Source organism: Olsenella sp. KH3B4 (assembly GCA_900111695.1).
Classification (GTDB): Bacteria; Actinomycetota; Coriobacteriia; order Coriobacteriales; family Atopobiaceae; genus Tractidigestivibacter.
Genome location: FOHD01000002.1, coordinates 74,126 through 90,653 on the forward strand (window position 1 = coordinate 74,126; position 16,528 = coordinate 90,653).

Below are 16,528 nucleotides of genomic sequence, written 5' to 3' on the forward strand. Positions count from 1 at the left end.
AGTAGAGAGAAGGAGGTACAGCACATGGCCATCACGTTCGAAGGCTACGAGCGCCGCATCGCCCAGATCAACAAGGCGTGCGAGCAGTACGGCATCAAGGACCTCGAGGAGGCCCTCAAGCTCTGCACCGACCGTGGCTTCAACCCCTATGACATCACCACCGGCATCCAGTCCATCGCGTTCGAGAACGCCAAGTGGGCATACACCCTGGGCTGCGCCATCGCGCTGAAGAAGGCCGAGAAGGGCGAGGTCACCACGGCCTCCGAGGCTGCCGCCGCCATCGGCGAGGGCCTGCAGGCCTTCTGCGTCCCCGGCTCCGTCGCCGACGACCGCAAGGTTGGCCTTGGCCACGGTAACCTGGGCGCCATGCTCCTCGGCGAGGACACCGAGTGCTTCGCGTTCCTGGCTGGCCACGAGTCCTTCGCTGCCGCCGAGGGCGCCATCGGCATCGCCAACAACGCCAACAAGGCCCGCAAGAAGCCGCTCCGCGTCATCCTGAACGGCCTGGGCAAGGACGCCGCGCAGATCATCGCCCGCATCAACGGCTTCACCTACGTGAAGACGCAGTTCGACTACTACACGAGCGAGCTCAAGATCGTCGAGACGATCCCCTACTCCGACGGCCCACGCGCCAAGGTCAACTGCTACGGCGCCGACGACGTCCGCGAGGGCGTGGCCATCATGTGGCACGAGAACGTCGACATCTCGATCACCGGCAACTCCACCAACCCCACCCGCTTCCAGCACCCCGTCGCGGGCACCTACTTCAAGGAGCGCGTGCTTGCCGGCAAGAAGTACTTCTCCGTGGCGTCGGGCGGCGGCACCGGCCGTACGCTGCACCCGGACAACATGGCTGCCGGCCCCGCCTCCTACGGCATGACCGACACCATGGGCCGCATGCACTCCAGCGCGCAGTTCGCCGGCTCCAGCTCCGTGCCTGCGCACGTCGACATGATGGGTCTCATCGGCATGGGCAACAACCCCATGGTCGGCTGCACCGTTGCGTGCGCCGTCGCCGTTGAGGAGTCCCTCAAGAAGTAGACTTGCGCTTCTCGGCAGGCTTGTGCTTCTCGGCATCGCTCTTTGCGCTGCACGGTTTTCAGGGCCGTCACCTTTGGGTGGCGGCCCTGTTGTTGTATGCGCGGGGTTCTCGCCTACGTGATTTGGAAGCGCCTTTCTCCAAATCCTCGCGACTTATGCGTTTCTCTCGCAGAAATACGTAAATATCCTCATTCTGTTCCGTAACCGGTATGATTTTTGGAGCGAACGGCAGCATTATCCCCACACCCATTGCAGACAGCACAGCGAGAAGGAGCCCCCATGCCCTACAACATCCTTGCCGAGTTCGGGAGTACCGCCCTCATGATCATCTTTGGCGTTGGCGTCCACTGCGACACCGTGCTCAAGGGGACCAAGTACCAGGGCTCCGGCCACATGTTCGCCATTACCACGTGGTCGTTTGGCATCTCGGTGTGCCTCTTCATCTTTGGTGGCTCTATTTGCATGAACCCCGCCATGGCGCTTGCGCAGTGCATCCTTGGCTTGGTTCCCTGGGAGATGTTCGTCCCGTACGTGATCGCCGAGATGCTCGGCGGCTTTGTGGGTGCCGTTGCCGCGTGGTTCATGTACAAGGACGAGTTCAAGGACTCCGAGGGCGTGGTTGACCCCATCGCGCAGCGCAATATCTTCTCGACCAACCCCACCAGGAACAACCTGCCCCACGACTTCTTCTGCGAGGCGTTCTGCACGTTCTTCTTCATCTCGGGCATTCTCGCCATTGCGCACTACGCCGGCGACAACCTGCTGCTGTGCGCCATCTGCGTTGGCCTTCTGGTGTGGGCCGTTGGCATGGGCATGGGTGGCATCACCGGCTTTGCCATGAACCAGGCGCGCGACCTTGGTCCTCGCATGGCCTACCAGGTGCTTCCCATCAAGAACAAGGCCGACAACAACTGGAAGTACGGCCTCACGGTTCCCGGTATCGCTCCGTTTGTGGGCGCGGCGCTGGCGGCACTCTTTGTCCACGGGTTCCTCGGTCTGTTCTAGGCTTTTCTCGCACAGCGTTGCCGTATGGCGGCCGGTCACCTGTTGGGTGCCGGCCGCTTTTTCTTGGCCGTGACACCCCCGTCTTCAGCGCCACCTCGGGGTGGCAGGTCTTCTCGGCTATCTTTATTGCACGAAATTTCTTGATGTGAAGATAACGACCTGGTAAATAGCTCTGTTGATGAGAAAAAACGCGCAATAATTCTGGCCGAGAGGAGACATAGAGCCGATGAGGAACCCCTGGGGAAGCAGGCCAGGGGCGGCGGGCCCCATTGGCCCCCCTGCGGCATTGCCTCGGGACCTCCGCTGCTTATCCGGTGATTATTGCGCGTTATTTCGCGAGAAGGTCTAGGCCAACTGGGCTATTGTCTATTTGGCGAGAAATAACGCGCAATAATCGCAGGCGCGCGAGCAGGCCGGCTCGCGACGTGCCAGCCAGGCGCAGGGCTCATCGCCGCTTCTGTAGACCGGTGGCGTCGACCTGCGGAAACGCGAGGCCAACTAGGAACAGGGACTTTCCCTCAGAAGAGGCAACGCCGTCAGCAGCAGCTCCGCGCCAGCTCGAAGATCCTTCGGTAGAGCGCCAGCTCATCCGGGGTATCGATGCTCGAACGCAGCTCAACGCTCCCCGCCTGGGATTCTGGGGCGAGAAGGTCTGCCGCCGCAAGGCGCCGCCGCGTCTCGCGCGCCGTGCCCGCACCGCCATCGAAGAGCTGCACGTCGCCCATGACCTCGCGAATCTGATCACGAATGAGCGGGTAGTGCGTACAGCCAAGAACAACCGAGTCAACCTTCCCGCGCCAGGGGCCAAGGTAGCGCTCGAGCAGCTCGCGTATCGCAGGCGAGGCAGGGTCGCCCTTCTCGATAAGATCTGCCAGCCCCACGCAAGGCACCTCAATGACCTCGGAGTTTGCGCCCCATCGGTCCTCGAGTCGCTGGAACTTCCCCAGGCGCAGCGTAGCGGCCGTGGCCATAACCAGGATGCGACGATGCCGTGGTGCCAGCGTCGCCGGCTTGAGCGCCGGCTCCACGCCAATCACGGGGATGCTGGCATACTCCTCGCGCAGCGCCTGCGCGGAAACGGAGGTGGCGGTGTTGCAGGCAATGACCAGCGCCTTTGCTCCCTCGTCAACAAGCGCGGCAGCTATGCGCCGCGAGAGCGCCAAGACCTCCTCGGGCGGCTTGTCGCCGTAGGGGGCATGCGCGGAGTCACCAAAGAAGACAAAGCGCTCGTGCGGCAGCTCGGCGACGAGACGCCCCAGCACCGTGAGGCCGCCCACCCCCGAGTCAAACACCCCCACAAAGCCTGTGTCCTGCTCCGCCATGCGTTCCTCCCCACGATACCTGCATGGAACCAGTATGACACTCGCAGCGGTTGGCGTTGTGGCGTAGAGTTGTCGGCATTGCAACCACAAGCGGCCGCGCGCGGCCACCCAAAGGAGGACCCATGAGCAACGCAGGCAAGAAGGTCAAGGTGCACTACGTTGGCACCCTCGACGACGGCACCAAGTTCGACTCGTCGCGCGACCGCAACGAGCCACTGGCCTTCACGTGCATGGCCGGCCAGATGATCAAGGGCTTTGACGCGGCCGTCGATCAGATGACCGTTGGCGAGACGAGAAACGTCCACATCCCCGCGGCCGAGGCCTATGGCGAGAGGCGCGAGGACCTTGTGCAAACGCTGCCCATCGCAATGATGCCCGGCGCCGAGAAGCTCTCCGTGGGAGACCGCGTGACGCTGGCCACCCCGTCTGGCCAGCCCTTCCCCGCCCTGGTTGCGGCAAAGGACGACACCAACATCACCTTCGACCTCAACCACGAGATGGCCGGCAAGGACCTCAACTTCGAGATCGAGCTCCTCGAGGTGGAGGAGTAACCGCCAACGCGACATCGGCGGTGCCGGAAGGCTTCTTCCGTACGAGAAACCCGCGATAACGCACGCTCCGGCGCAATTTTGGCGCCGGAGCATTCACTTTGTACGAGACTGCTGCAACAACGTGCCCTCCGGCGTCATATGGACGCCGGAGGGCCGATTCTCGTCAAAGACCCATGGGAAGGCCGAGAAAAACCGCGACCAAAGCGCTGCCGCTACGCCTCGCGCGGCATCTTCCACGCATGCTGGTTGGTGTGGAGCAGCTCCTCCGCGCGCTCGGAGAGAGGTTCGCCCAGGTAGTCGCGATAGACCGCCTGGATTGCGGGGTTCTCGTGGCTGCGCCGCAGCTTGGCCGTGCGGTCGAGCCCCCAAAGCACGTCGCCGCGCACACCTGCGAGCTCCTCGCCGTCATGGATGGGCAGGCCACCGCCACCGGAGCACCCGCCCGGGCACGCCATGATCTCGACGAAGTCGTAGGAGACCTCGCCGGTCTCGAGTGCGTTGAGCAGGCGGTTTGCGTTACCCAGGCCACTCGCCACGGCAACGTGCAGCGTTGTGCCGGCAATGTCGAAGCTGGCCTCCTTCCAGCCGTCGAGACCGCGCACGTCCTTGAACGCGTCGGCGTCGCAGTTCTCACCTGTTACCAGGTAATACGCCGAGCGCAGCGCGGCCTCCATGACGCCGCCCGTGGCACCGAAGATGACGCCGGCGCCCGTTGCCGTGCCAAGCGGCTGGTCGAAATCGGACTCGGCAAGCGAGAAGACGTCGATGTGCTCGGCGCGAATCATGCGGTCCACCTCGCGCACCGTGAGCGACACGTCCACGTCGGGGTCGCCGCAAGCGTCGTTCATCACGGGGATGTCGACCTCGGACTTCTTGGCCAGGCAGGGCATAATCTCGACACAGAAGATGCGGTGCGGGTCGACGCCAAGAAGCTCGGCGTAGTAGCTCTTGGCGATCGCGCCAAACATCTGGCCGGGCGACTTTGAGGTGGAGAGCTGGTCCGTGAAGCGCGGGTGACGCGCTTTGCAGTAGCGCACCCAGCCGGGGCAGCAGCTCGTGAACATGGGGAACTTCACGCCCTCGGGATGCTTCAGGTGCTCCACCAGCTCGGAGCCCTCCTCCATGATGGTGAGGTCGGCCGAGAAGTCCGTGTCAAACACGTAGTCGAAGCCCATACCCTTGAGTGCGGTGACCAGGCGCTGCGCCGTGGCCTTCTCGCGCGGAAGGCCAAACGGCTCGCCCCAGGCCGCGCGCACGGCGGGCGCCACCTGTACCACCACGATCTTGTCCGGGTCTGCCAGGGCATCGAAGACGCGGTCGGTGTCGTCACGCTCGCGGAGCGCTCCGGTGGGGCAGTGGGTGATGCACTGGCCGCACAGCGCGCAGTCGGAGTCCTCGATGAGGCCGCCGCCGCGCACGCCCACGCAGGTGTGGCTCGAGCGGTTGGTGAGGTCCCAGATTCCCTCGGCCTGGATCTTTTCGCACACCTGGATGCAACGCAGGCAGTTGATGCACTTGTCGTTGTTGCGGATGAGCGGGAAGTCCTGGTTCCAGGGCTGGTGCGGGAGGTGCTTGGTGTAGGGCAGGCTCGTGATGCCAAGGTCGTTGGCCACCGTCTGCAGCGTGCAGTTGCCGGAGCGCACGCAGCTCGTACACTCGGAGTCGTGCTGCGAGAGGAGAAACTCCACGTTGGCCTTGCGCGCCATGCGGACCTTGGGGCTGTTGGTGCGCACCACCATGCCGTCGAGCACGGTGTTGTTGCAGGCAGCCACCAGCTGGTCGATGCCCTCAATCTCGACCACGCACGCCCTGCACGCGCCAATCTCGTTGATGTCGCGCAGGAAGCACAAGGTTGGAATATTGATGTTGACGGACCTGGCCGCGTCCAGAATGGAGGTGTGCTCCGGGACCGTGACCTGCTTGCCGTCGATGGTAAGGGTTACCACTGCTCGATCCTCCCCCCACGGAACGCACCAAAGCCAAAGTGGTCGCACCTCAGGCACCTCGATGCCTCCTGGTGGGCCTCTTCGTCGGTGAGCCCGTTCTCGATGAGGTCAAAGTCGCGCTTGCGGTCCTCGGCCTCGCGCAGGGTCATCTCGCACCTGGCGCAGCTCGTCTTGCCCTTGAACTGCACGGGCGGCAGCTCCACGTCAAGCGTGACCTGGTGGTTGAAGCCCAGGTAGTTGTCGATGTTGCCCGCGGCAACCTTGCCGGCGTTGACGGCGCGGATGACCGTGGCTGGACCGCTCTGGCAGTCGCCGCCCGAGAAGACGCCCTCCATGCCGGGCACGGCGGAGTCCTCCCCCACGTCGATGCGACCGCGCCTGCAGGGCACGCCCTGCTCCTCGAAGGGGCCGGACTCGATGGCCTGACCAATGGCCACCACCACGCGCTCGCAGGGGATGACCTCCTCGGGGGCGTCCGCCTCGCGCGGGGCAAAGCGCCCGCGCGAGAGCCCGCCGATGATCTGGCGCTGCACGCGCAGGCCGGTGACGTAGCCGTCCTGGGACTCGATGGCGATTGGGGCGTGGAGTTCGAGAAGCTCGCAGCCCTCGGCCTTGGCGCCCGCGATCTCCTCGTCCTGGGCCGTCATGTCCGCCACGCGGCGACGGTAGACGATGGTGACCTTCTTGGCGCCCAGGCGGATGGCCGAGCGCGCCACGTCCATGGCCACGTTGCCGCCACCAATCACGCAGACGCGCTCGTGCGAGAAGTCCGGGCGAACCTCGTCGCCCAGGGCACGCAGCATCTCGACTGCCGAGAGCACGCCCACCGACTCCTCGCCGGGAAGGCCGAGCTTGCGGTCGAGGTGCGCGCCAATGGCCAGGTAGACGGCATCGTAGTCCCTGCGCAGCGCGGCGAGGTCCTCCACCTTGGTGTCGCGCTTGACCTTGATCCCGCAGTCGAGGATCCACTGGATCTCGGCGTCAAGGCGCTCGTGGGGCAGGCGGTAGTTGGGTATGCCGTAGCGCAGCATGCCGCCCAGCTTGTGCCGTGCCTCGTAGATGGTCACGTCGTGTCCCATGACCGAGAGGTAGTAGGCGCACGAGAGGCCCGCGGGGCCGCCACCCACAACGGCCACGCGCTTGCCGGTCTTCTCGGCCATGTTGGGTCGATAGTCCGTCTCCATGTGGTCTACGGCAAAGCGCTTGAGGCCGCGGATGTTCATGGGGTCGTCGACCATGCCGCGACGGCAGTTCATCTCGCAGGGGTGCTCGCATACGTAGCCGCAGACCAGCGGCAGCGGGTTGTCCTTGCGGATGAGACGCACGGCATCCGTGTAGCGGCGAGCCTCCACCAGGCTGATGTAGCCGGGGATGTCCACGCCCGCCGGGCAGCCGGAGACACAGGGCACGAGCTGACTCTGCGTGAAGCCGCAGGCGTGCTTCTGGACGTGGTGCTCGAAGTCGTCGCGAAAGCCGCGGATGGCCGTGAGCGCCATGTCGCCGGCCTCGTAGCCAATGGCGCAGTCGGCCGAGAGATAAATCGTGCGCGCGGTGCGCTCGATGAGGTCGAGCGTGTGCTCGTCCGCGCGGTTCTCCAGGACGTCGTTCAGGAGGTCAGAGAGTGCGCGCAGGCCAACGCGGCACGGCGTGCACTTGCCGCAGCTCTGCGTGGCGCACATGTTGACGTACGCCGCGGTGAACTCCACCGGGCAGGGGGCGAGCGAGCTTACCGCAAGGCGCCGACCAAGCGCCTCGTGCAGGCTGTCCATCACAGCCTGGGCCTCGCTACGCTGCATGACATGAAGCCTAGCCATAAGGTCCTCTCCTTGTCGTTTTCGCCCTTGCTGGGTCCCCTCCCGAAAGGGCGCATAACGTTTCGAGTTTCGCTGTTGGCATATAGGCCAGAAACGTAAAATTCTACGAGCGGTACGAAAGGAGGAGTGGACGCCGTTGTCCACCCCTCCAAATGAAACGGTCGATGTCATGCGAGAAGCCCCTGGGCGTCGCATGCAGGCGAGCACCGCTACTGCCGGGAGGCAGGTCCTCCGGTACCGGCCAGCCTCTTCAGGCACCCTCGGATGGCCGCAAGACCCGCCTCGGGCTCATCGGCGCTTGCCACCGAGGCGTCTATCGGGCATTGGCCAGTCCTTTGCGCATTGAGAATCGTGTCCACCTCAAGGTCGCACGTGGCAACAATCCCCCGGTCTACCAGCACCTTCTCTGCCGAGAAGGACATCACCGGGGCATGCACCGCCCTCGGCCCCAAGAGGCAGTACAAAAGCGCGGGCGCCTTCCCCACCACCTTGTCCGCAACGGAGAAGCCCTCGAGGCTGGTGCCAGCGGAGACCCACTCGAGCAAGGGTCGCACGCCCCGCGCCTTGCTCGTGAGCACGGCGTCGCCCTTGACGGCTGCCGCGGTAATTTCGTCCGCCGAGAGGAGCCCGCAGGCACGCGCCATGTCGGCGGCGCCTGGCTCGGGCGTGCTAGTCCCTGCCATGGTGCAGCTCCGCCCGCGTGACCACGCGCATCATGAGGGGAAGGGACACCCACTGGATTACAAGACCGGGGAGCCCCGTCCTGGCCACCGAGAGGACCGTCCCGAAGACGTCGACGCCGGCGCTCCCAGTAAGGGCGGCGAGCAGGGCAAGGACCACGGCGTAGACCACGATGCCCGCGGCCTCGGACACCAGGACCTTCGCAATCCAGGGGAGCCTCTTCGTTGCCAGCAGGCCGCACGCGAGACCAAAGGTCGCGACCTCGGGCACCATAGCCAGAAGCGACAGGGGGCCGGCGGGCATGCCGGTGAGGGCAAAGCTCACGAGCGGCGCCAACGCGCCGGCAACGAGGCCGGACGCGGGGCCGGCGAGAAGACCCACGGCCATCACGGGAAGAAACATGGGCAGGAGCACCTGGCCCACCGCTGGCCCCAGGCCGAGCGCGGCGCCGAGAACGTGCGCCGCCTGTGGCAGCGCGACGGCCGCGGCAACGGCGACACCCGCGGCAAGCGCGCGTGCGGAGGGGGTCCTCACGACCGTGGCGGAAAGCGTTGCCTCACCAGCGAGACCATTCGAGCTGAGTTGCATGTCGTTCCTCCTTCTGCGTATGGCGCAAGAAGCGCCCTTCTCGGATGCCGCGAGCGGCTTGCAGCAGCGGCACCCCGAGCGAGTTGTCGCTCCCCTACACCCGCGCCAGGGCCTGCTCCACGTCTGCCACGAGGTCGTCGGTTCCCTCGATGCCGCAGCTCATGCGCACCATCGCGGGAGAGATGCCGGCCGCCACCAGCTCCTCGTTGGTCATCTGGCGATGCGTCGAGGACGCCGGGTGCAAACAGCAGCTCCGCGCGTCGGCCACGTGCGTCTCGATGGCAAAGACGCGGAGCCCGGCCATGAAGCGCTCCGCCGCCTCGCGGCCGCCCGCGACCTCGAAGCTCACCACGCCGCAGCTTCCGTGGGGCAGGTACTTCTCGGCAAGCTTGTGGTACGGGTCATCCGGGAGGTCCGGGTAGCGCACGGACGCCACCTTGTCGTTCGCGGAGAGAAACTCCGCCACGGCGCGCGCGTTCTTGCAGTGCTGCGGCACGCGCACGTGCAGGCTCTCGAGGCCGAGGTTCAGATAGAAGGCGTTCTGCGGGCTCTGGATGCTGCCAAAGTCGCGCATGAGCTGCGACGTTGCCTTGGTGATGTAGGCACTGGCCTGGCCGAACTTCTCGGCATAGACAATGCCGTGGTAGGACTCGTCGGGCGTCGTGAGCCCGGGGAAGCGCTCGGCGTTTGCCATCCAGTCGAACTTGCCCGAGTCCACAATGGCACCGCCCACGCACGCACCGTGGCCGTCCATGTACTTGGTGGTGGAGTGGGTCACGATGTCCGCGCCCCACTCGATGGGACGGCAGTTGATGGGCGTGGGGAAGGTGTTGTCCACGATGAGCGGCACGCCGTGCGCATGCGCGGCGGCGGCGAACTTCTCGATGTCGAGAACCGCGAGCGCGGGGTTGGCGATGGTCTCGCCAAAGACGCACTTGGTGTTGGGGCGGAAGGCCGCGTCAAGCTCCTCGGGCGTGCAGTTGGGATCGACGAACGTGCACTCGATGCCCATCTTGCCCAGGGTATGGGAGAGAAGGTTGAAGGTGCCTCCGTAGATGGCGGAACTCGCCACCACGTGACCGCCGGCCTCGCAGATGTTGAAGACGGCGAAGAAGTTGGCCGCCTGGCCGGAGCTGGTGAGCATGGCCGCCGTTCCGCCCTCGAGCGAGGCGATCTTGGCGGCAACGTGGTCGTTCGTGGGGTTCTGGAGACGCGTGTAGAAGTAGCCGGAGTCCTCGAGGTCGAAGAGGCGCCCCATGGCATCGGAGGTGTCGTACTTGAAGGTGGTGGACTGGACGATGGGCACCTGGCGCGGGTCGCCGTTGCCCGGCGTGTAGCCCGCCTGCACGCAGCGGGTCTCGATGCTCTGCTCGCTCATGAGAACTCCTCTCTGCGGTGCGCGCGGGTAACCCCGCGATCACACCATCTCTTCCGGGTGAAACACCTCGTCGAAGCGCTCTGGCGTGAGAAATCCCAGCTCGACGCAGGCGTCCCGCAGGCTGGTGCCCTCGTCGAAGGCCTTATGGGCGACCTTCGCCGCGTTCTCGTAGCCGATGTAGGGGTTGAGGCAGGTCACCAGCATGAGCGAGCGGTGGAGGTTCTCGTCCATACTCTCGCGGATGGGCTCGATGCCCTTGGCGCAGCGCTCGTCAAAGGAGCGGATGGCGTCAGCCAAGAGGCGGGTCGACTGCAGGAAGTTGTACGCGATGACCGGCATGAAGACGTTGAGCTCGAAGTTCCCCTGGCTGGCAGCGAAGCCGATGGTGGCGTCGTTGCCCATGACCTCGACGGCGACCATGGTCACGGCCTCGCACTGAGTGGGGTTGACCTTGCCGGGCATGATTGAGCTGCCCGGCTCGTTGGCAGGGATGCGGATCTCGCCCAGCCCGCAGCGCGGACCGGAGGCCAGCCAGCGCACGTCGTTGGCGATCTTCATCATGTTGGCGGCAAGCGTGCGGACCGCCCCGTGCGCAAACGCGACGGCATCCTTGCCGGAGAGGGCCGCGAACTTGTTGGGCGCCGAGACGAACGGCATGCCCGTGAGGCGGGCGACCTCCGCGGCAACGGCGGCGTCAAAGCCAGCGGGAGCGTTGAGGCCGGTGCCCACGGCGGTGCCGCCGAGCGCCAGGCGATAGAGGCCGGGCAGCGTGACCTCAAGCTGCTCGCGCGAGTCCTCCAAGAGGCCGCGCCAGCCGGAAACCTCCTGCGAGAAGGCAATGGGCACGGCGTCCTGCAGGTGCGTGCGCCCGCACTTCACGATACCCGCGCTTCTCTCCTCGAGCTGCCGCAGAGTTCCCACGAGCTGGTCGATTGCGGGGAGGAGGTCCTGCGTGATGGCCGTGACGGCCGCGATGTGCAACGCCGTGGGGAACGTGTCGTTTGAGCTCTGGCTCATGTTCACGGTGTCGTTGGGGTGCAGGCGACGCTCGCCGGCAAGGGCGTTGCCACGGTTGGCGATGACCTCGTTGACGTTCATGTTTGACTGCGTGCCCGAGCCCGTCTGCCACACCACGAGCGGGAACTGACCGTCAAGCTTGCCGGCAAGAATCTCGTCCGCCACCTGGGCAATGAGGGCGGCGTCCTTCTCGTCCATACGGCCAAGCGACGCGTTTGCCAGGGCGGCGGCCTTCTTGAGCACCGCAAACGCGCGGATTATCTCAATCGGCATGCGCTCGGTGCCTATGGGGAAGTTCTCGTGGCTGCGCTGGGTCTGGGCGCCCCAGAGGGCGTCTGCGGGGACCAGCACCTCCCCCATCGAGTCGTGCTCGCGGCGGTACTCCATGGGCCGTACCTCCTATTCTGCGGGAATCTGGGGGGCAGCGTCGGCGACAGGCGCGGCGTCTTCGGGGGCCACCCCGGTGGCGGCGTCCTCGGGGTTCTCGGCCGGGTCGGTCACTTCGGCGAGAGCGCCTGCCTCTGTCGCCACGTCAGCCTCGAGCGCTCCCGTCTCGGCAGGCACGTCCTCCTCGTCCACCGCCGCCTCGTCCGTGGCCTCGCGGCGCCTCATGCCCGAGACGATGGCCGAGACGACCTCGCTCTGGTCTCGACCGGCCACGCCGAGGTCCGCGCGCACGCCGCGGAAGCGCGGGCTGTGGCGGAACTCGTCTGCCAGCGTCGCGTTGGTGCGCGCGTTGCAGAGGGCGCCCAGGTCGCGCTGGATCTCGTCCATGTACTGGCTCATCTGCGCGCGCTCGTCGCCCAGGACCACCCCCAGGCGGTTGGCCACGTAGTGAAGCTCCTTGGCATCGCGGCGGGCGTCGTAGACGGCGTTGGCGCTGGAGAGGTCAAGCCCAAAGAGCGCCTGATCAAGGGCGTCAAGCTCCTCGTCAAAGCGGGACCTCAGGTCACCCTCGCCCAGGCCGCGCGCAAGCACGGACTTCTTCCAGCGAAACGCCGAGAGCTCCTCGACCAGGGAGTCGACCTTCTTTACCAGTCCCTTCTTGCGAACCAGCTCCATGAACGAGCTGCGCTCGAGCTTGCGCTCGTGGGCGCACGCAACGGGAAGCAGGCTGTTCTCGCCAAGCTCGCCAGCCTCGACAAGGTCGTCCACCGTCTGGGAGAAGATGTCTATGCCGCGCAGGCGCGCGGTGGCGTCGAGCAGGTTGCGCAGGATCTTGTCGGCACGCTCCGCCTGCTTCTTGGACTCCCAGGGCGAGAGGAACGAGACGAGCGAGCGGAGCCTGCGCACGGCCATGCGAAAGTCGCAGAGGGCGTCGACGTCATCCGGGTTGGCAAAGAAGCGCTCGGCCTCGGCGGCGAGCTCGCCGGCAGAAGCCGTGACCTCCCCCTCGATGGAGACGAGCGAGCCCCACGCGCTGGACTTGGGGCCGTCGACAAACCACAGGAGCGAGGCAGAGGAGGGCAGGGCGGGCGTCGAGCCAGCCGCCTCCCCCTCGGCGGCAGGTGCGGGCTGGGGGAGCTCGAGGGCAATCGCGGCGCCCTTCGACAGCCTGACCTGGCGGCCAAGCAGGTGCGACGCGATGGCGTCGAGCGAGGGCACGTGGCCGACCACGACCACGGTCTCCTCCGGAGTGGTGGCGATCTGGCCGAGAAGGGCGTCATAGTTCTGGTCGTAGAGCGTCTGGTCGACCTCGATGCCGTCGACGCCCAGGACGCTTGCGACGACCTGCGCCGTCTGCATGGCCCGAATCGCGGGGCTCGACCACACGTTTACGTCGTCGTAGTCCTCGAGCAGCGAGAACGTGCGCGGGTATGCAATCTCGAGGGCATGCCGGCCATCCGGCGTGAGCTCGCGGTAAAGGTCCGACGAGTCGTCCTGCGCCTTCTCGGCCTTGCCATGCCGCACGAGAACAAGGGTCCTGACCATGAGACAACCTCCGCAGATGCAACGCTTCCACCTACACGATGAACGCTCTCAGGCGGACAGGGCCGCCGTGGCCGCCCATCCGCATGAGGTTTTAGCATAGCAGTCCCCCATGACGCCGACGTTAACCATGGGGTTCGACGGTCGGCCGAATTGGGTGGACGCAAGAGGGCAGCGAGGGGCAGCGGCGCCAGCACGCGAGGAACTTCTTGGCGCACGGGGGTCGAATGGATAACATAACGATGGCCCTGCATCTTCAAGATTCGAAAACCACCCGAAACGCAGTTTTGCTACCATAAAGATGCAACCTTGAGTCAGAAAATGAGGGGAGCGGTCAAATGAATCGGGAAACGGTAACCGCGCACAGCAAGAACCTCGGCAAAGACATGAGCATCCGCGTCTACGGCGAGTCCGGATGGCCCATCGTCGCATTTCCCATCCAGGACGCCATGAGCGACTGCTACGAGCAGTTCGGCATGGTCGACGCGATGAAGGACTACATCGAGGGCGGTAAGGTCCAGCTCTTTGTCCTCGACTCCGTGGACGCCGAGGGCTGGTCGGACCGCGGCGGTGACAACGTCCTGCGCGTCAAGGTGATCGAGGCGTTCTACAACTACGTGTGCGAGGAGGTCGTCCCCTTCGTCCACGAGCGCAACGGCTCCGACCTGCGCCCGCTCACCATGGGCTGCTCGCTGGGCGCCACGCACGCCCTTGTCGCCTTCCTGCGCCGCCCGGACCTCTTCCAGGGCGTCATCGCGCTCTCCGGCGGCTATGACGCGCAGTTCTTCTTTGGCGACTGGATGAACACCACCCTCTACTTCAACTCGCCCGTCCACTTCCTGCCCAACACCCCGCACGACCACCCCTACATCGACCTCTACAACAGGCGTGAGATCGTTCTGTGCTGCGGTCAGGGCGCGTGGGAGGAGGAGGGCCTGCGCACCGAGCACATCGTGGACGACGCGTTCCGCGCGCTGGGCGTCGACGCCTGGTGCGACTACTGGGGCAACGACGTAGACCACGACTGGCCCTGGTGGCAGAAGCAGATCCAGTACTTCCTCCCCTATGTGCTGGACGAGGCCAAGAAGTACCACGCCGAGGAGGTCGCCGAGGCGGCGAAGAACGCCCCGGCCAAGCCCGTGACCGCGAAGAAGCCCGCTGGCACCAAGGCCACGCGCACGTCTCGCGCGAAGGCGACGGCCAAGAAGGCACCTGCGACGAAGGCTGCGCCGGCTGCCAAGGCAGAGCCCGCGACCAAGGCGGAGCCCGCGACCAAGGCAGCGCCCGCCACGAAGAAGGAGCCCGCCGCGAAGGCAGCGCCCGCCACGAAGAAGGCTGCGGCCCCCAAGGCAGCGCCCGCAAAGGCGGCGGCCAAGAAGGAAGAGCCCAAGGTCGAGAAGACCGCACCCGCAAAGAAGGCTGCACCCAAGGCCGTCCCGGCAGCAAAGTCAGCTCCCGCAAAGAAGGCAGAGAAGCCCGCTGTAGCGAGCACCGCGACCAAGACCAAGGCGCCTGCAAAGGCCACGGCCGAGAAGCCCGCCGCGAAGGCCGAGCCCGCCACGAAGGCCGAGCCCGCAAAGAAGCCCGCCGCCAAGAAGACCACGCGCTCTCGCAAGTCGGCCCGCTAGCAGCACAAACCCCACCGGCAACACAAGGCGAGGCAGGAGAAGTTCCTGCCTCGCCTTTCTCGTGCCCCCCTCACGCGCCCACTCCCCTCCGTCCCCCCCTTTCTTTATCGGTATCTGTGAATCGGAGGTCGCATTTGCCCAGTTGACGAGGAACCCTTTTCACAGATACCGATAAAGAAGGAGAGGGGGACGGAGGAGAGGGAGAGAGGAAGGCCTAGAGACTCCAGACGCAGGAGCGCTCGGGCTCCACTCCCAGTCCCGCCCGTCGCGCGTTCACGCGCACGGAAAGGCTGCCATCTGCCGGCACCTCGCACGTTGCAGTTGCGTCGTTGCTCCAATCACGCAGTACGCCAGTCACGTTGCCGTCCGCGTCACACAGGCAGAATTGATACTCCACGTGCACGTTCGTTCCGCAGTACGGCGTCGCCTCAAGCGACGCAACGCCATCCTTAACGCTTCCGTCAAGCGTCACCGCCGAGATGTAATCAACCGAAGCCAGATAAGAAGCCCAATCCTCATACGAGTAGGACAATTCAGACACGTCCTCGTCGGCATCAAGGCGCCCCAGGTAGTCAGCGAGCGTAGCCGAGAAGCCTTCGGCGCCCGTGGCGTTGAGGTGCTCCCCATCGGCGAAGTCCTCGTCGGTTGGCGCGTAGCAGCTGCGCTTGAGAAGATTCGCGTCGAGAAAGACGCCGCCTGCCGTCTGAACCAGGTCACGCATGCGCGCCATCTGCTCGGGGTACGCGTCACCATAACAAAGCACGTTGAACGCAGGCCTCGGGGTCACCACCACGACGAGCTGAGCGCCATTCTCATGGCAGACGTCGGCGATCCTCTGCAGCATCCCCATGTTCTCGTCCGTGAAATCCGCGATTGCATGGCTCGTGGTGGACATGGACGCCTTGGCGTTGCTCGTGTCCAGCAGGTAGTCGTAGTTGCCGTACCCCTTGCCAACATAGGTCCAGCCAGGCTCGCGCGCCCCCGCCGCCTCGATGGGAGTCGTTCCGTCGAGGCGCATGCGCAGGTTGTTGGCAACCCCCTGAATCCCGCCCTTCTCGTGCGCAAGCGTCCAAGGGAAGAGGACTTCCAGGAACTTCGAGCTGGTGAGGTATCCAGAACTCGTGAGCAGTCCAACGTAGTCACCAACCGCCTTGGGCAGCGATTCGTAGGCCGCCTTGGTCTGGACGTACGTGACGTTGGCTTTGTCCCAGGTGCCAAGCGACATGGTCTCGTAGTCAAGGCCGAGAATAACCCGCCTCACCTTATGACCCGAGAGGGCTTCCCTTACGGCAAGGTAGCTGTCCTCAAGCGGTTGGGCGGGCGTCGCAAGCGTAAAGGTGCTGGTACCAAGGGTGTCATCGAGAACGTTTGGATCGATGGCACGCTGCGCCGTCGACGAGCCAACTATCACGGTGTCGATGCTCTTGTCGGCTGCCGAGAAGTACTCGGACCACACGACCTCGCTCGTGGAGCCATAGGGATAGAGCGCATAGACGAGAAGGACGTCCAGCCCAACAGCTATGGCAACGATGACCAGGGTCTCGACAATGCGGCGCAGCACGCTCCGCTGCCCCTTGGGGGCGCTCTCTCCCGCCTTTCTCGATGTCACTGAATGCCTCCTCCGGCAC

The 16,528-nt window shown here is 65.3% G+C and carries 13 protein-coding genes; 4 read left to right on the forward strand and 9 right to left on the reverse strand.

The genetic code is table 11. From position 1 onward, the window contains the following. The first annotated feature begins 24 nt into the window (after positions 1–24). Together BMX94_RS02310 and larD are read left to right on the forward strand one after the other, a co-directional pair. Positions 25–1,041, forward strand: a complete 1,017-nt coding sequence (locus tag BMX94_RS02310) for a GGGtGRT protein (RefSeq protein WP_032110298.1) — start codon at positions 25–27, stop codon at positions 1,039–1,041. 279 nt (positions 1,042–1,320) lie between these two features. After that, positions 1,321–2,046: a D/L-lactic acid transporter LarD gene (larD, locus tag BMX94_RS02315; protein WP_091003005.1), complete on the forward strand. Its 726-nt coding sequence runs from the start codon at positions 1,321–1,323 to the stop codon at positions 2,044–2,046. Positions 2,047–2,582: 536 nt separating this feature from the next. Here the strand turns inward: larD and murI are convergent. Continuing rightward, positions 2,583–3,368 carry a glutamate racemase gene (gene murI, locus BMX94_RS02320; protein WP_091003006.1) on the reverse strand — a complete coding sequence of 262 codons (786 nt, stop codon included), beginning with the start codon at positions 3,366–3,368 and terminating at the stop codon, positions 2,583–2,585. 122 nt (positions 3,369–3,490) lie between these two features. Between murI and BMX94_RS02325 the strand changes: the two genes are divergently transcribed. Next, on the forward strand, positions 3,491–3,919 hold the full coding sequence (locus tag BMX94_RS02325) for an FKBP-type peptidyl-prolyl cis-trans isomerase (RefSeq protein WP_032110301.1): 429 nt from the start codon (positions 3,491–3,493) through the stop codon (positions 3,917–3,919). Positions 3,920–4,131: 212 nt separating this feature from the next. Here the strand turns inward: BMX94_RS02325 and BMX94_RS02330 are convergent, their stop codons facing one another. The 7 genes from BMX94_RS02330 to BMX94_RS02360 all read right to left on the reverse strand — a co-directional run bounded on the left by BMX94_RS02330 (position 4,132) and on the right by BMX94_RS02360 (position 13,275). Beyond that, on the reverse strand, positions 4,132–5,865 hold the full coding sequence (locus tag BMX94_RS02330; protein WP_091003008.1) for a [FeFe] hydrogenase, group A: 1,734 nt from the start codon (positions 5,863–5,865) through the stop codon (positions 4,132–4,134). After that, the gene (locus tag BMX94_RS02335; RefSeq protein ID WP_091003010.1) at positions 5,859–7,679 is read right to left on the reverse strand and encodes an NAD(P)-binding protein; all 1,821 of its coding nucleotides are present in this window, start codon (positions 7,677–7,679) and stop codon (positions 5,859–5,861) included. The genes BMX94_RS02330 and BMX94_RS02335 overlap by 7 nt, the downstream gene beginning before the upstream one ends. Positions 7,680–7,888: 209 nt before the next feature. Beyond that, positions 7,889–8,362, reverse strand: a complete 474-nt coding sequence (locus BMX94_RS02340; RefSeq protein ID WP_091003012.1) for a DUF1893 domain-containing protein — start codon at positions 8,360–8,362, stop codon at positions 7,889–7,891. Beyond that, complete coding sequence (locus tag BMX94_RS02345; protein WP_091003013.1) at positions 8,349–8,948, reverse strand: hypothetical protein; 600 nt, start codon at positions 8,946–8,948, stop codon at positions 8,349–8,351. The genes BMX94_RS02340 and BMX94_RS02345 overlap by 14 nt, the downstream gene beginning before the upstream one ends. A gap of 94 nt (positions 8,949–9,042) precedes the next feature. Continuing rightward, positions 9,043–10,326, reverse strand: a complete 1,284-nt coding sequence (locus BMX94_RS02350) for an O-acetylhomoserine aminocarboxypropyltransferase/cysteine synthase family protein (RefSeq protein ID WP_091003016.1) — start codon at positions 10,324–10,326, stop codon at positions 9,043–9,045. A gap of 39 nt (positions 10,327–10,365) precedes the next feature. Next, positions 10,366–11,730 (reverse strand): class II fumarate hydratase, encoded by a 1,365-nt coding sequence (gene fumC / locus BMX94_RS02355; RefSeq protein WP_091003018.1) that lies wholly within the window; start codon positions 11,728–11,730, stop codon positions 10,366–10,368. A gap of 12 nt (positions 11,731–11,742) precedes the next feature. Then, entirely contained in the window at positions 11,743–13,275 is a 1,533-nt protein-coding gene (locus tag BMX94_RS02360; protein WP_091003020.1) for a CHAD domain-containing protein, read from the reverse strand. Between the two features lie 335 nt (positions 13,276–13,610). Here BMX94_RS02360 and BMX94_RS10675 point away from each other — a divergent pair, with 335 nt between their 5' ends. Then, entirely contained in the window at positions 13,611–14,900 is a 1,290-nt protein-coding gene (locus tag BMX94_RS10675; RefSeq protein WP_218138443.1) for an esterase family protein, read from the forward strand. Between the two features lie 214 nt (positions 14,901–15,114). Here BMX94_RS10675 and BMX94_RS02375 read toward each other — a convergent pair whose 3' ends face one another. After that, positions 15,115–16,509, reverse strand: a complete 1,395-nt coding sequence (locus BMX94_RS02375) for an SGNH/GDSL hydrolase family protein (RefSeq protein WP_091003022.1) — start codon at positions 16,507–16,509, stop codon at positions 15,115–15,117. Positions 16,510–16,528 lie beyond the last annotated feature (19 nt).

Bases quoted from the DNA above. Each gene is read 5' to 3' on its own strand.
- BMX94_RS02310 (WP_032110298.1), top strand. From the start codon at position 25: ATGGCCATCACGTTCGAAGGCTACGAGCGCCGCATCGCCCAGATCAAC.
- larD (WP_091003005.1), top strand. From the start codon at position 1,321: ATGCCCTACAACATCCTTGCCGAGTTCGGGAGTACCGCCCTCATGATC.
- murI (WP_091003006.1), bottom strand. From the start codon at position 3,368: ATGGCGGAGCAGGACACAGGCTTTGTGGGGGTGTTTGACTCGGGGGTG.
- BMX94_RS02325 (WP_032110301.1), top strand. From the start codon at position 3,491: ATGAGCAACGCAGGCAAGAAGGTCAAGGTGCACTACGTTGGCACCCTC.
- BMX94_RS02335 (WP_091003010.1), bottom strand. From the start codon at position 7,679: ATGGCTAGGCTTCATGTCATGCAGCGTAGCGAGGCCCAGGCTGTGATG.
- BMX94_RS02340 (WP_091003012.1), bottom strand. From the start codon at position 8,362: ATGGCAGGGACTAGCACGCCCGAGCCAGGCGCCGCCGACATGGCGCGT.
- BMX94_RS02345 (WP_091003013.1), bottom strand. From the start codon at position 8,948: ATGCAACTCAGCTCGAATGGTCTCGCTGGTGAGGCAACGCTTTCCGCC.
- BMX94_RS02350 (WP_091003016.1), bottom strand. From the start codon at position 10,326: ATGAGCGAGCAGAGCATCGAGACCCGCTGCGTGCAGGCGGGCTACACG.
- fumC (WP_091003018.1), bottom strand. From the start codon at position 11,730: ATGGAGTACCGCCGCGAGCACGACTCGATGGGGGAGGTGCTGGTCCCC.
- BMX94_RS02360 (WP_091003020.1), bottom strand. From the start codon at position 13,275: ATGGTCAGGACCCTTGTTCTCGTGCGGCATGGCAAGGCCGAGAAGGCG.
- BMX94_RS10675 (WP_218138443.1), top strand. From the start codon at position 13,611: ATGAATCGGGAAACGGTAACCGCGCACAGCAAGAACCTCGGCAAAGAC.